The organism is Arthrobacter sp. J156, from assembly GCF_056172865.1.
In genome coordinates this window covers 694,933-708,519 of the sequence record NZ_CM149650.1, presented here as the reverse complement: position 1 = coordinate 708,519, position 13,587 = coordinate 694,933, and the positions used below count along the sequence as shown (strand labels likewise).

The window sequence follows — 13,587 nt, the reverse complement described above, 5'->3', positions numbered from 1 at the left end:
GGACGGTGGGCATCGTCCACAAGGGACACGGACGCCGGATCGGCGTGGCACGGCCCGCCCTACCGTGGGTCCATGGTGCGGCACCGGTGGGAAGTCAGGGAGCAATCGCAGTCGGCGCCGGCCCGCCTCGCGACGCGCGTACGGGCCCGGGTGGGACGCGGCGCCCTGTTATGCCTGCTCTTCGGCGCGCTCGCGTGGATCGCCGTGAGCCTTCTGTTCCATCCCCTGGCCGGCCCAGGGGGTCTGCTGGGCCGCGTCGAACTCGAGCCGAGCGCCGCCACCGAGGAAGGGCGCGACGGCGCGGCGGACACGGGATCCGGACCGAACCTCGACGCCGGGGCCGGGGCCGACACCGAACCCGATGCGGACGCCGGAGCCCGGGCCGCGGGATCCGGCGAATCCGCCGGGGCGGGCACGGCAACGTCCGCCGCACCCGCGAGCGGTGAGGCCGGCACCGTCGTCGTCCACGTCGCCGGTGAAGTCGAGGACCCCGGCGTCTACACGTTTCCGGCGGGCACCCGCGGCGCGACCGCCGTCGAGGCCGCCGGCGGCATGACGACCACGGCCGAACCCTCGGCCGTCAACCTCGCCGCGCCGTTGCAGGACGGCCAGCAACTGCTCATCCCCGCGCAGGGGACCGCCCCGGCCCGTGCGGCGCCTGCAGCCCCGGGCGCCGCGCCTCCCGCCGGCGGCGGAGGCCCCGTCGACGTCAACCGGGCATCCTCCGCGGAACTGGAGACGCTTCCCGGCATCGGCCCGGCACTGGCGGGACGCATCATCGAGTTCCGGGAACGCAACGGCCCGTTCGCGTCGATCGCCGAGCTCGACGCCGTCTCCGGCATCGGCCCCGCCATGATGGGTCGCCTCGAGGGCCTGGTCGTGTTCGGATGAGCCGGGCACGGCTGGCGGCACGCCTGGGCCCGCTCGTGCGGGCCGATCCGGCCGAACCGGGAGTGCCCCGCACGGAGGTCCTCGACATCCGGGGGCTCTGGGCCGTGTGCGGAGCCTGGGCTGCCGCCGCCGGCCTGGTCCACGTGGAGCCGTTGATCGCGGCCGGGGCCGCCGTAGCGGCGGCGGCGGCAACGGCATGGCTCGCATGGTCGCTCCTGGGCAACCGTGGTCTGCTCGCGTGGGCCCACCACTGGTGGTCGCCGTTCGCGGCGGCCCTGGCCGGCGCGGCCCTCGTGTCCACGGCGGTAGCCGTCCACGGCGTGCAGACCAGTTCGCCGGGCCTCGACGCGCACCTGTCCGCCGGGGCGTCGCTGCGCTTCACGGCCGTCGCCACCGGGACGGCCTCCCTCCTGGCCTCCGCTCCCGGCCGCTTCGACGACGCAGACGCCGGCTCCTCCGAGGCCGGAGGCCAGTGGATGGTTCCCGCGACCCTCGAGCGGTACCGTTCCGGCGACGCGTGGCATCCCGCACGGAACGAGGTCATGCTGCTCCTCTCCAGGGACCAGTTCGGCGCGGCCGCCCCCAGGGCGGGCGCGCGCATCAGCGGGATCGGCCGCGCGGGCCCCGCACGGCCCGGTGACCGGCACGACTACTGGATCCGGGCCAGCGCGCCGGTCGATGTGGACGGCGCGGTCGCCAGCGGCCCCGTCGAGCACCTGCGGGGCCGCTTCAGCGGGCACGCGGCGGCCCTGCCCGGGGACGGGCCCGCCCTGCTGCCCGGGATGGTGATGGGGGAGCGCTCGGGCCAGGACGAGCAGCTGACGCAGGACATGAAGGACTCGGGGCTCGTGCACCTGACGGCCGTGTCCGGTGCGAACTGCGCGATGATCCTCGGGGCCGTGCTGTGGCTGGCCCGTGCCCTGCGGCTGGGACGGACCGGTGCTCTCGTCGGGGCCCTGGCCGCCCTGGCCGGCTTCGTCCTGCTCGTCCATCCCGAGCCGAGCGTCGTCCGGGCCGCCGTGATGGGCTCGATCGCCGCCGTGGCCGTGTACCTGGGGCGCGGACGCCAGGCCTTCGCCTCGCTCTGCGTCTGCATCGTGGCCCTCCTGGCCTGGAATCCCTGGTATGCGGGCCAACCGGCCTTCCAGCTCTCCGTCCTCGCGACGTCCGGGATCGTCGTCCTCGGCCGTCCGCTCGCGCTGATCATGACCCGCTTCCTTCCGCGCTGGCTCGCCGAGGGCATCGCGATCAGCCTCGCCGCCCAGGTGTTCTGCCTTCCCGTCCTCGTTGGGCTCAGCGGGGAGGTCTCCGTCTACGCCGTCCTGGCCAACGTGGCCGCCGCGCCGCTCGTTCCCGTCGTCACCGTGGTCGGCACGGCCGGGCTCCTGCTGGCCGCGCTGCCGCCCTGGGCCACGTGGCCGATGATCTGGTGCGCCGGGCTTCCCGCGGCCGCCGTGGGCGGGATCGGCAGGGCCGTGGCCGGCTGGCCCGGCGCCACCATCCCGTGGCCCTCCGGCACGGCGGGCGTCGCGACCGCCGTGCTGCTGTGCGTGCTGCTCGTCGCCGCCTCCTGGGCCGCCACGTCGTCGGCGAGGAGGGAACGCCTCGCCGCGGGCGTCCGGTCCCCGTCGCGGAGCCCGGGGCTCATCGCCCTCGACCGGCATGCGCCGATCCTGCTGGCGTGCGCCGCCACCGCCCTGCTCGCCGGGCTGGCCCTTCCCGCCACGGCGCTGCTCCGCCCGGATCCCGGGCCCTGGATCCTCGCCGCCTGCGACGTGGGCCAGGGTGATGGCATCGTCGTCGCCACGGGGCCGGAGAGCGCGATCGTGATCGACGCCGGGGAGGTCCCCGAAGCCGTCGGGGGCTGCCTGGACCGCCTCGGCGTGCAGCGTGTCGACGCCGTCTTCCTGACCCACCTGCACGCCGACCACGCGGGTGGGGTCGGCGGCGTCTTCATGGGCGGCCGCTCGGTCGGCCCGGTGTACTACTCGAGCGCCGACGCCGACGCGCGGCCGCAGGGGCTTCCGGCCGGTACTGAGACGACGAGGATCGCGGAAGGGGCCCACGGGCGGCTGGGAACGGTGGGATGGACGGTGCTCTCGCCTCCCGCCGCCGGGGCCGCCGCCGAGAACGATGCCTCCCTCGTCATGCGCCTGGACCTCGCCGTCCCCGGTGGCACCGCATCGGTCCTGGCCACGGGAGACATCGAGGCGCGCGCCATGTCGGCACTGCTGGCGCGCCACCCGGGACTGGACGCCGACATCCTCAAGGTCAGCCACCACGGTGCCCGCAACGGGGGAGCCGAGGTCATCGAGCAGCTGCGGCCGTCCATCGCGCTCATCTCCGTCGGCGTCGGGAACAGCTACGGCCACCCCGCGCCCCAGACACTCGAGGCCCTCAAGGCCGCCGAGGTGCTCACGGGACGCACCGACCACGACGGCACCGTCCTCGTCTCCCCGGCCGGGGACGGCGTGCTCGAGCTGCGCTCCTGGGGTCCGCCGGACGCACCGGCGCCACGCCGGGGCAGGGGATAGGATGCAAGGGCACGCGCGCAGGGAAAGGCACACACGCATGGCAACGCAGAAGAGCAACGCACGCAAGCCGTCCGCCGGCTCCGGTTCCGCCTGGCGATCGGCGGCCCCGGCGCCCGTGGTCCTGCTGCTGGGGCCCGAGGAGTACATCGCGGGCCGCGCCTTCGACGCGATCCGCTCACGCCTCCTCGCCGACGAGCCCGCCACCGAGACGACGCGGTTCGATGCCTCGGGGTACGAACGCGGGCAGCTGCTCCTGGCCGCGAGCCCGTCCCTCTTCGGCGAGTCCAAGGCCGTTGAGGTCCGGGCCCTCGCCGCGATGAGCGACGACTTCCTCCAGGACGCGCTCGAGTACCTGAAGCAGCCCGCCGATGACGTCACCCTCGTCATGCACCACGCCGGTGGCAACCGCGGCAAGAAGCTCCTCGACGCCCTCAAGGCAGCCCGCGTACCGATCGTGGAGTGCCAGCCGCTCAAGAAGGACGCCGAGAAGCTGGAGTTCGTCTCCACCGAGTTCTCCGCCGCGCGCCGGCGCATCCACCCTGAAGCCGCCCGCGCCCTCGTGGCTGCCGTGGGCTCCGACCTCGCCGAACTGGGCGCGGCCTGCTCCCAACTGGTCCAGGACACGTCGGGCGACGTGGACCAGGACACCGTGGACCGCTACTTCGGTGGCCGCGTGGAGGCCACCGGGTTCAAGGTCGCCGACGCGGCCCTGACCGGTCGCGGCGCGCTCGCCCTCGGCACGCTGCGCCATGCGCTGGCCACGGGCACCGATCCGGTACCGATCATCGCCGCTCTCGCCATGAAGCTGCGCCAGGTCGCGAAGGTCGCCGGGCAGCGCAAGCCGGTGGGACAGCTCGCCAAGGAACTCGGCATGGCTCCGTGGCAGGTGCAGCAGGCGCAGGAACAGGCCCAGTACTGGTCCCACGACGAACTCGTGTCCTGCCTCAGGCTCGTCGCCGAGGCCGATGCCCAGGTCAAGGGCGCCTCGCGCGACCCCGAGTACGCCGTGGAGCGGGCCGTCACGGGCATCGCCCTCGCCGCCCGCCGCTGATTCGAGCCGGTAGCGGACCCTGCCGCGCAGGTGGCCACCGCCAGCCCGGCCGCGCCGGGATGGATCCTCCGCAAGACCCGCGGCGACGCGGCAGCGGTGGCCGACGCAGCGAGGGCCGCCCCGGATTGATCCGGGGCGGCCCTCGCGGTGCTCAGACGGTGCGGCGCTTAGAGCGCGGCGACCTTCTTGGAGATGGCCGACTTGCGGTTGGCGGCCTGGTTCTTGTGGATGACGCCCTTGCTGACGGCCTTGTCCAGCTTGCGGTTGGCCGTGGCCAGCGCGGTGCTCGCGGCGTCCTTGTCGGCGGACTCCACCGCCGTGTTGACGCTGCGGATGAGCGTCTTCAGCTCGGACTTGATCGCGGCATTGCGGACGCGGGCCTTCTCGTTGGTGAGAATGCGCTTCTTCTGGGACTTGATGTTTGCCACTGAAATAAACTCTCTTGCTACGCGGAAATCGGTCGGTGAGGGTTCTCTCCGAAGCCATCGACTGAGCGGCGTGGGGATACCTATGGCGACTTCGAAGAAGTGCCCGTCGACCTGCGCGGACACACAGCAGTCAATGGTAGCAGGCTCCGTGCCGCGACGCGATTCACGCAGGGGGGCGGCGTGGCGCCTCAGGAACGCAGCCGGCGCGCCACGGCCTCGAAGCGGTCCCGGTCCAGAACGGCCCCCTCGCGGCGGATCCCCTCCGGAAGCAGCCGCACGATCCGGTCCAGCTTGACCTCGCTCGGGCGCCCCTGGGCGTCCCAGGCTCCGGCGCCGATGTCGACGTAGTCCTCGTCGCGTGAACGTGCGTTGTTGCGGTCCCTGCTGGTCATCATCACCGCCAGCAGGTAGCCGCCATCCCGGCCCACGAGGAGCACGGGACGGTCCTTGCCCTGCGCGGGGTCCTCCTCGTAGGGAATCCAGGCCCAGACGACCTCTCCGGGGTCCGGCCTCCCGTCGGGATGCGGATCGTAGGCCGGCACGAACCGCCCCGTGAAGTCTCCCGGATAGCCGCCAGCGGCCCATCCCGCCTCGCCGCTTCCGGCCGACTTCGACCCACCCCGCCCGCGCGGCGCCGCGGATCCCGCCCCGCGCGCGGGGGAAGGACGCGGCGGCACGGTGTTCCGTCCCGGGCTCCCGGGCACTGTGCCGACGCCTCCCCGGGAACGCGGCTCCGTCGTCGTATCCGTCCCGCTCCGGCGCGAACCCGCCAGGAGGCGTGCGGCCGTGTCGATCCACCTCATCACGGTACGTCCGTTGATCTGCATGGGCCCCAAGCTACCAGCCGCGGCCCGGGGCGCGTCCGGAGGGCGCCCCGGGCATGGGACAATGGGGTTTTGCGGTCCTCCCGGCCGCACCCCGAGTCCGTACCAGAGCGAGGTCACCCACGTGTCACCCATGGCCCGCACCGCACCGGTGCCCGCCGCCACCGATCCGGCGATCATCAGGAACTTCTGCATCATCGCGCACATCGACCACGGCAAGTCCACGCTGGCGGACCGCATGCTCCAGGCCACGGGCGTCGTGCAGCCCCGCGACATGAAGGCCCAGTACCTGGACCGCATGGACATCGAGCGCGAGCGCGGCATCACCATCAAGTCCCAGGCCGTGCGCATGCCGTGGGAGCTCGACGGGACCGCCTATGCCCTGAACATGATCGACACGCCCGGGCACGTCGACTTCACCTACGAGGTCTCGCGTTCGCTGGCCGCCTGCGAGGGCGCGATCCTGCTCGTCGACGCCGCCCAGGGCATCGAGGCCCAGACGCTCGCCAACCTGTACCTGGCGATGGAGAACAACCTCACCATCATCCCGGTCCTGAACAAGATCGACCTCCCCGCGGCCCAGCCGGAGAAGTACGCCGAGGAGCTCGCCAACCTCATCGGCGGAGATCCGGAGGACGTCCTGCGCGTCTCCGGCAAGACGGGCCAGGGCGTCGAGGCCCTGCTCGACCAGATCGTCCGCGATCTCCCCGCTCCCGTGGGCGACGCGGACGCCCCGGCACGGGCCATGATCTTCGACTCCGTCTACGACACCTACCGCGGAGTCGTCACCTACGTCCGCGTCGTCGACGGGCACTTGTCCCCGCGCGAGCGGATCCAGATGATGTCGACGCGGGCGAGCCACGAGCTCCTGGAGATCGGCGTCAGCTCGCCCGAGCCCACTCCGAGCCAGGGCCTCGGCGTCGGCGAGGTCGGCTACCTCATCACGGGTGTGAAGGACGTGCGCCAGTCCAAGGTCGGCGACACGGTCACCAACTTCGCGAAGCCGGCCACGCGGTCGCTCGGCGGCTACGAGGACCCCAAGCCCATGGTGTTCTCGGGGCTGTATCCGATCGACGGCTCCGACTACCCGGCACTGCGCGACGCCCTCGACAAGCTCCAGCTCAACGATGCGGCGCTCATCTACGAGCCGGAGACCTCCGTGGCCCTCGGCTTCGGCTTCCGCGTCGGCTTCCTCGGCCTGCTGCACCTGGAGATCACCCGGGAGCGCCTCGAGGCGGAATTCGGCCTCGACCTGATCTCCACGGCCCCGAACGTGGTCTACGAGGTCATGACCGAGGACAAGAAGATGACCACGGTGACCAATCCGAGCGAGTTCCCCTCGGGCAAGATCCTCGAGGTGCACGAGCCCATGGTCGCCGCGACGGTCCTGGCGCCCAGCGAGTTCGTCGGCTCCATCATGGAGTTGTGCCAGTCGCGGCGCGGCATCATGCGCGGGATGGACTACCTCTCCGAGGACCGCGTCGAGCTGCGCTACCACTTGCCGCTCGCCGAGATCGTCTTCGACTTCTTCGACGTGCTCAAGTCCAAGACCCGCGGCTACGCGTCGCTGGACTGGAAGGCCGACGGCGAACAGGTCGCCGACCTCGTCAAGGTGGACATCCTGCTCCAGGGCGAGCAGGTGGACGCGTTCAGCGCGATCACCCACAAGGACAAGGCCTACTCCTACGGCGTGATGATGACGGGAAAGCTGCGCGAGCTGATCCCGCGCCAGCAGTTCGAGGTCCCGATCCAGGCCGCGATCGGCTCGCGGATCATCGCCCGCGAATCGATCCGCGCGATCCGCAAGGACGTCCTCGCCAAGTGCTACGGCGGCGACATCTCCCGCAAGCGCAAGCTGCTCGAGAAGCAGAAGGAAGGCAAGAAGCGGATGAAGATGGTGGGCCGCGTCGAGGTCCCGCAGGAGGCCTTCATCGCCGCGTTGTCCTCCGGAGAGTCCAAGGACAAGGGCAAGAAGTAGCCGCGATGCCCTCGGCCCTTCCCCTCGGCGATCCCGCGCCGGCCGACGGACTGCTGCCGGCCGGCCCCGCCGATGGCGCCGCCGGCCGCCCGTTCTCCGTCTACGTCCACATCCCCTTCTGCACGGTCCGCTGCGGCTACTGCGACTTCAACACCTACACGGCCCAGGAGCTGGGGCACGGCTCGAGCCGCGAAAGCTATGCCGACGCCGTCGCGCGCGAACTGCGGTTCGGCGCCGGGGCCCTGCTCGCCTCGGGTGTCCCCGCCCGCCCGGCCGGGACGGTCTTCTTCGGCGGGGGCACCCCGACCCTGCTTCCCTCCGCCGACCTCGCCCGCGTCCTGGACGCCGTCCGGTCCGCGTGGGGCCTGGCCGCCGGCGCCGAGGTCACGACCGAGGCCAACCCCGATTCGGTGACGCCGGACTCGCTCGCCGAGCTGGCCCGGGCGGGGTTCACACGGGTCTCCTTCGGCATGCAGTCCGCCGTCCCCCACGTGCTGCGCACCCTGGACCGGACGCACCGGCCCGAGCGCGTCGGCCAGGCGGTGGGCTGGGCCCGGGACGCCAGCCTCGACGTCAGCGTCGACCTGATCTACGGCACGCCGGGGGAGTCCCTCGCCGATTGGCGCGCCTCCCTCGAGGCCGCGCTGTCCTACGATCCCGACCACGTCTCCGCCTACGCGCTCATCATCGAGGAGGGCACCAAGCTGGCCGCCCGGATCCGGCGCGGCGAGGTCCCCGACATCGACGACGACGACCACGCGGACAAGTACCTAATGGCCGACGAACTGCTCGGCGCCGCGGGCTACGAGTGGTACGAGGTGAGCAACTGGAGCCGCGGCGAGTCCAGCCGCTGCCGCCACAACCTGGCGTATTGGCAAGGGGCGGACTGGTGGGGCGCGGGCCCGGGCGCGCACTCGCACGTGGGCGGACTGCGCTGGTGGAACGTCAAGCACCCCGCCGCCTACCAGCAGCGCATCGACGCGGGCGTCTCGCCGGCGGCGGGCCGGGAGAGCCCGGACGACGACGCCCGGTATCTCGAACGCACGATGCTGCTGACCCGCATCCGCGAGGGCTTCGGGATCGCCGGGCTGCGGGAGGAGGGCCGCCGCGCGGTCGCCGGACTGATCGCGGACGGGCTCGTCGACGGCACCGCGGCCGTGCGGGGGCGCGTGGTGCCGACGCTGCAGGGCCGCTTGATGGCCGACGCCGTGGTGCGCCGGCTGCTCGACTTCTAGGCGCGGACGGCCCCGCCCTACTTGATGAGCCGCAGGTTGAAGGCGTAGCGGTAGGGGCGGCCGCGGTTGACCTCGATGCCCGCCACGACGCCGCTGACGGTGAGGAAGACCCAGATCGCGACGGCGACGACGGCGAAGAACCCGCCGACGACGGGCAGCAGGGTCAGCAGGTTCGCCAGGATCGCCGCGACCGTGGGCGGGAAGGTGAAGTTCAGCGCTTCCTTCGACTCCTGGGCGGCGAAGGGCCCGCGGTTGCGGTAGACGAAGTAGATGACGGCCGAGGGAATGCAGCCGAGGATGGCCCCGAAGTGCGCGATCGTGGCCCACTGGCGGTCCTCGGACGGCGTCAGCGGCAGGGGGGCCGGAGAGGACCCCTCGTAGCGGCGGCCGTCGCCGGATCCGTTGCGCGCCGTTTCGTCGAACCCTCGGGCCACTCGGTCATCCTCCGTTGATCGTGCCTGCCGCCGGGCAGGCTCCTGCGCTGGACAGTCTACCGCCGCGGGACGGACGATCCGCGCCGCGGCGCGCGGCCACGCCGCACGGCGTCCCCTCAGCTGCCGTCAGCCGTCAGGAAGTCGATGACCTCCTCGACGCGGCCCAGGAGGCTCGCCTCGAGGTCGGCGTAGCTCGTCACGCCTCCGAGCAGCCGGCGCCAGCCCTGGGCGACATCCGCCTGCGTGGCGTGCGGCCAGCCGAGCCCGCGCAGGATGCCGGTCTTCCAATCGGTCCCGCGCGGCACCACGGGCCAGGCGTCGATCCCCAGCACCGAGGGCCGGATGGCCTGCCAGACGTCGACGTAGGGGTGGCCGACGATCAGTACGTTGCCGCGCGCCCCGGGAACCGCCATGGCCTCGCGGGCGATCCGCTCCTCCTTGGATCCGGGGACGAGGTGGTCCACGAGGATGCCGAGCCGGCGGCCCGGACCGGGGGAGAAGCCGTGGACGGCGGCGGCCAGGTCGTCGACGCCGTGGAGGGGTTCGACGACGATGCCCTCCACCCGCAGGTCGTGCCCCCAGACCTTCTCCACGAGTTCGGCGTCGTGCTTGCCCTCGACCCAGACCCGGCTTGCCCGGGCGGTGCGGGCCCGGAGGTTCTCGACCCGCACGGATCCGGACGCCGTACGCGCCGGAGCCGCCGGCGCGGCGGTGGCCCGGGGGGCGGTGAGCTCGATGGGCTCTCCCTCGAGGAGGAAGCCGAATCCGGTGGGAAAGGACCGGCGGCGGCCCTTGCGGTCTTCCAGGACGACGACGCGCATCCCGCCGGAGCGTTCGACGGCGACGACCTCCCCGACCCAGCCGGACTGGACGTCCTCCAGGACCTGGCCGACGGCCACGGGAACCTGCCGCAAGGGGGCCTTCTTGGCCCCGGAGAGCTCCTGGGCGCCCCAACCGTACTCGAACACCGCGTCCACCCAGCCCTTCCGGTCCCGTCCGGAGCCGCCGGGTCGGCGGTTCCGCGCCCGCGCCGGGCGCTGACCATGCTAACAACCGGTGAAAGGTATTAGACTTAGCACTTGAACGTGTCGAGTGCCAGACCGTCGGCGGGCGCCGGCCCGCTTCCGCCACCGGACACGCGCAGCCCGCGCACGGCACCTGCTACCTGAGACCACGGAAGGACGCGATGTCGGAACCCAGACGCCTCGAAGTCCTCCGGGCGATCGTCGAGGACTACGTGCACTCGCGTGAGCCCGTGGGCTCGAAGGCCCTCGTGGAGCGCCACAGCCTCGGGGTCTCCGCGGCGACGGTGCGCAACGACATGGCCGCGCTCGAGGACGAGGGGCTCATCGTCGCCCCGCATACCTCCTCCGGCCGCATCCCCACGGAACAGGGCTACCGCCGCTTCGTGGACCGGATCGAGGACGTCCGGCCGCTCTCGCCGGCCGAGCGCCGGGCCATCCAGGCGCTCGTCGCGGGGGCCGACGACATCGACGAGGTGCTCGACCGCACCGTGCGGCTCCTGGCCCAGCTCACGCATCAGGTGGCGGTGCTGCAGGTCCCCGGTTACAGCGACGCGACGGTCCGCCACATCGAGCTCGTCGGACTCGGCCACGGGCGGGTGCTCGTGGTCCTGATCGGCTCGAGCGGCAAGGTCGAGCAGCGCGTCGTGGGCGTCGCTCCCGATCCCACGGAGGAGGACCTCGCCGTCGTCAAGGGCGTGATCATGACCCAGGCCTCGGGGCTGTCCCTCGACGGGCTCGGCGTCCTGCCGGCCGCCGTCGAACCGCTCCTGCCCGAGCCGCTGCGCCCGGCGGGCGCCGTGATCGCGGCGACGCTGGCGGCGCTGGGGGACTCCACCGTCGTGGACCGCATCCTCATGGCGGGTACCGCCAACCTGGCCCGGGCGACGGGCGACTTCCCGCTGACCATCACCCCCGTGCTCGAGGTCCTGGAGGAACAGGTCGTGCTCTTGCGGCTCTTCTCCGAGATGGAGCTCGACGCCCGCGGCATCGCGGTCCGGATCGGAAGCGAGAACCGCTACGGCGGGCTCGAGGAGACCTCCGTCATCGCCACGGGCTACGGCCCCGGCGAATCCGCCAAGATGGGCGTCCTCGGCCCCACCCGCATGGACTACGGCAGCTCGATGGCGGCCGTTCGGGCCGTCGCCCGCTACCTCTCACGCATCCTCGCCGGCTGACCGGCGGATGCCCACCGCTCCACCCCCCTTGGAAAGGACACAGCGACCACTGTGAGCAACCACTACGACGTACTCGGCGTCGCGCAGGACGCCACGACCGAGGAAATCAAGAAGGCCTACCGCAAGCTGGCCCGCAAGCTCCACCCGGACGTCAACCCGGGCGAGGACGCGGCGGAGCAGTTCAAGCTGGTCACGCGAGCCTACGAGGTCCTCTCTGATCCCGAGAAGCGCCGCAACTACGATGCGACGGGCAACGAGAACGGCAACGCCCAGGGCTTCGGCCAGGGAGCGGGCTTCGGCTTCAACGACATCTTCGAGCAGTTCTTCGGCGGCGGCCAGCAGGCCGGTCCGGCCTCGCGCACGAGCCGCGGGCGCGACGCCCTGATCACCGCCACGATCGATCTCAAGGACGCCGTGCAGGGGATCGTCTACCCACTCGAGATGGAGACCGCCGTGACGTGCGGCGTCTGCAACGGCAGCTGCTGCCAACCGGGCACCTCGCCCGAGACCTGCACGATCTGCCATGGCCGAGGCCAGATCCAGCGGCCCGTACGCTCCTTCCTCGGACAGATGATGACCCTCGAGACGTGCAGCGCCTGCCGCGGCTACGGGACCACGCTGCCCTCGCCGTGCAACGAGTGCATGGGCCAGGGCCGCGTCCGCGAGCGCGTCAGCAAGCAGCTGAAGGTGCCCGCCGGCGTCGCAACGGGTACGCGCATCCACCTGGCAGCGCAGGGCGAGGCGGGCCCGGGCGGCGGGCCCGCGGGCGACCTCTACGTCGAGATCGAGGTGCGCCGCCACGCCGTGTTCGAACGCGAGGGCAACGACCTGCACGCGACGCTCACGATCCCGATGACCGCGGCCGCGCTCGGCACGGACGTCACCCTGGAGACCTTCGACGGACCGCAGGAGGTCCGGATCGAGCCGGGGACGCAGGCGACGGAGACGCTCCGCCTGGCCCAGCTCGGGGTGCCGCGCCTGCGCGGCTCGGGCCGCGGTGACCTCATCGTCCACGTCCAGGTCGAGACCCCGACCCGCCTCGACGCCGAGCAGCGCGAACTGCTCGAGCGGCTCGCGTCGCTGCGCGGCGAGGAGGTCGCCGAAGGGCGGCTCGCCGAACGCGGCGGCGTCTTCTCACGGCTGCGCGACAAGCTGGGCCACCGCGGCTGATGAGCAACCAGGCCTTCCTCGTCGACGCCGGCACGCTGGACGAATCGGCGCCCGGATCCCTCGTGGACCTCACCGGGGACGAGGGACGGCACGCCGTCGCCGTCAAGCGGGTGCGCGCCGGCGAGGAGATCGACCTCGTCGACGGCTCCGGCACCCGGGCCTCGTGCCGCGTCGTCTCCACGGGCCAGTCCGTGCTCACGGCCGAGGTCCTCGCCGTGGGGACGGAGGAGCCACCCGCCGTGCGCACCGTGCTCGTCCAGGCCCTGGCCAAGGGCGACCGCGACCTGCAGGCCGTCGAGTCGGCCGTGGAGATCGGCGTCGACGCCGTGATCCCGTGGCAGGCCGAGCGCTGCGTCGTGCGCTGGAGCGGCGAGAAGGCCGCCAAGGGCCGGGCGAAGTGGGCCGCGACGGTGCGCGCGGCCGTCAAGCAGTCGCGCCGGGCCTGGGCCCCAGGGGTCTCCGGCGCCGCCACGACGGCCCAGCTCGCCTCGCTCCTTGAGCAGGGCCCGGCGGACGACGGCGGGGCCGGACCCCGCGCCCGGCTCGCCATCGTGCTGCACGAGGAGGCGGACGCCCCGCTCGCCGAGCTCGTCTCGCACTGGGTCGCCGGAGCCCCCGCGGGGGCGAAGGAGGTCATGTTGTTCGTCGGCCCCGAGGGCGGCATCGGCGACCGCGAGGTCGAGCGGCTCGTGTCCGCGGGGGCCGTGACCGCCTCGCTCGGCCCCAACGTGCTGCGGGCCTCGACGGCCGGTCCGGTCGGGCTCGTGCTCGTGCGCCACCTCGTGGACGCCGGCTGACGGGCCCCATCGCGGGTCGGGCCGGGGACGGATTCCGCGGCCGGG

12 protein-coding genes are annotated in these 13,587 nt (G+C 72.7%); 8 read left to right on the top strand and 4 right to left on the bottom strand.

Annotated features, from left to right (window positions below):
- Positions 1-72 precede the first annotated feature (72 nt).
- From AC0QR5_RS03325 to holA, 3 genes are read left to right on the top strand one after another with little or no spacing between them, the layout of a single operon-like run.
- Positions 73-891, top strand: a complete 819-nt coding sequence (locus AC0QR5_RS03325) for a ComEA family DNA-binding protein (RefSeq protein ID WP_329861393.1) — start codon at positions 73-75, stop codon at positions 889-891.
- On the top strand, positions 888-3,425 hold the full coding sequence (locus tag AC0QR5_RS03320; protein ID WP_329861394.1) for a ComEC/Rec2 family competence protein: 2,538 nt from the start codon (positions 888-890) through the stop codon (positions 3,423-3,425). The genes AC0QR5_RS03325 and AC0QR5_RS03320 overlap by 4 nt, the downstream gene beginning before the upstream one ends.
- A gap of 37 nt (positions 3,426-3,462) precedes the next feature.
- Positions 3,463-4,476, top strand: a complete 1,014-nt coding sequence (gene holA / locus AC0QR5_RS03315; RefSeq protein ID WP_329861396.1) for a DNA polymerase III subunit delta — start codon at positions 3,463-3,465, stop codon at positions 4,474-4,476.
- A 167-nt stretch (positions 4,477-4,643) separates the two neighbouring features.
- On the opposite strand, the gene rpsT is transcribed toward holA, so the two are convergent.
- Positions 4,644-4,904, bottom strand: a complete 261-nt coding sequence (gene rpsT, locus AC0QR5_RS03310) for a 30S ribosomal protein S20 (RefSeq protein ID WP_329861397.1) — start codon at positions 4,902-4,904, stop codon at positions 4,644-4,646.
- Between the two features lie 188 nt (positions 4,905-5,092).
- Positions 5,093-5,731 carry a type II toxin-antitoxin system PemK/MazF family toxin gene (locus tag AC0QR5_RS03305; RefSeq protein WP_329861398.1) on the bottom strand — a complete coding sequence of 213 codons (639 nt, stop codon included), beginning with the start codon at positions 5,729-5,731 and terminating at the stop codon, positions 5,093-5,095.
- 121 nt (positions 5,732-5,852) lie between these two features.
- Between AC0QR5_RS03305 and lepA the strand changes: the two genes are divergently transcribed.
- Positions 5,853-7,706: a translation elongation factor 4 gene (gene lepA / locus AC0QR5_RS03300; RefSeq protein ID WP_329861399.1), complete on the top strand. Its 1,854-nt coding sequence runs from the start codon at positions 5,853-5,855 to the stop codon at positions 7,704-7,706.
- A 5-nt stretch (positions 7,707-7,711) separates the two neighbouring features.
- On the top strand, positions 7,712-8,941 hold the full coding sequence (gene hemW / locus AC0QR5_RS03295; protein WP_329861400.1) for a radical SAM family heme chaperone HemW: 1,230 nt from the start codon (positions 7,712-7,714) through the stop codon (positions 8,939-8,941).
- A gap of 17 nt (positions 8,942-8,958) precedes the next feature.
- Here the strand turns inward: hemW and AC0QR5_RS03290 are convergent, their stop codons facing one another.
- Together AC0QR5_RS03290 and AC0QR5_RS03285 are read right to left on the bottom strand one after the other, a co-directional pair.
- The gene (locus AC0QR5_RS03290; RefSeq protein ID WP_329861401.1) at positions 8,959-9,375 is read right to left on the bottom strand and encodes a DUF4870 domain-containing protein; all 417 of its coding nucleotides are present in this window, start codon (positions 9,373-9,375) and stop codon (positions 8,959-8,961) included.
- Between the two features lie 116 nt (positions 9,376-9,491).
- Complete coding sequence (locus tag AC0QR5_RS03285) at positions 9,492-10,343, bottom strand: DUF3097 family protein (protein WP_329861422.1); 852 nt, start codon at positions 10,341-10,343, stop codon at positions 9,492-9,494.
- Between the two features lie 218 nt (positions 10,344-10,561).
- Between AC0QR5_RS03285 and hrcA the strand changes: the two genes are divergently transcribed.
- Genes hrcA through AC0QR5_RS03270 form a run of 3 tightly spaced genes read left to right on the top strand, consistent with a single transcriptional unit; the run spans position 10,562 to position 13,542 of the window.
- Positions 10,562-11,575, top strand: coding sequence for a heat-inducible transcriptional repressor HrcA (gene hrcA / locus AC0QR5_RS03280; protein ID WP_329861402.1), 1,014 nt, complete (start codon positions 10,562-10,564; stop codon positions 11,573-11,575).
- Positions 11,576-11,626: 51 nt separating this feature from the next.
- Entirely contained in the window at positions 11,627-12,745 is a 1,119-nt protein-coding gene (dnaJ, locus tag AC0QR5_RS03275; protein ID WP_329861403.1) for a molecular chaperone DnaJ, read from the top strand.
- Positions 12,745-13,542, top strand: coding sequence for a 16S rRNA (uracil(1498)-N(3))-methyltransferase (locus AC0QR5_RS03270; RefSeq protein ID WP_329861404.1), 798 nt, complete (start codon positions 12,745-12,747; stop codon positions 13,540-13,542). The genes dnaJ and AC0QR5_RS03270 overlap by 1 nt, the downstream gene beginning before the upstream one ends.
- Positions 13,543-13,587 lie beyond the last annotated feature (45 nt).

What these genes read in the sequence shown, in the direction of transcription:
- holA (WP_329861396.1), top strand. Translation starts at nt 3,463, where the DNA reads ATGGCAACGCAGAAGAGCAACGCACGCAAGCCGTCCGCCGGCTCCGGT.
- AC0QR5_RS03270 (WP_329861404.1), top strand. Translation starts at nt 12,745, where the DNA reads ATGAGCAACCAGGCCTTCCTCGTCGACGCCGGCACGCTGGACGAATCG.
- AC0QR5_RS03305 (WP_329861398.1), bottom strand. Translation starts at nt 5,731, where the DNA reads ATGCAGATCAACGGACGTACCGTGATGAGGTGGATCGACACGGCCGCA.
- hrcA (WP_329861402.1), top strand. Translation starts at nt 10,562, where the DNA reads ATGTCGGAACCCAGACGCCTCGAAGTCCTCCGGGCGATCGTCGAGGAC.
- hemW (WP_329861400.1), top strand. Translation starts at nt 7,712, where the DNA reads ATGCCCTCGGCCCTTCCCCTCGGCGATCCCGCGCCGGCCGACGGACTG.
- AC0QR5_RS03320 (WP_329861394.1), top strand. Translation starts at nt 888, where the DNA reads ATGAGCCGGGCACGGCTGGCGGCACGCCTGGGCCCGCTCGTGCGGGCC.
- AC0QR5_RS03325 (WP_329861393.1), top strand. Translation starts at nt 73, where the DNA reads ATGGTGCGGCACCGGTGGGAAGTCAGGGAGCAATCGCAGTCGGCGCCG.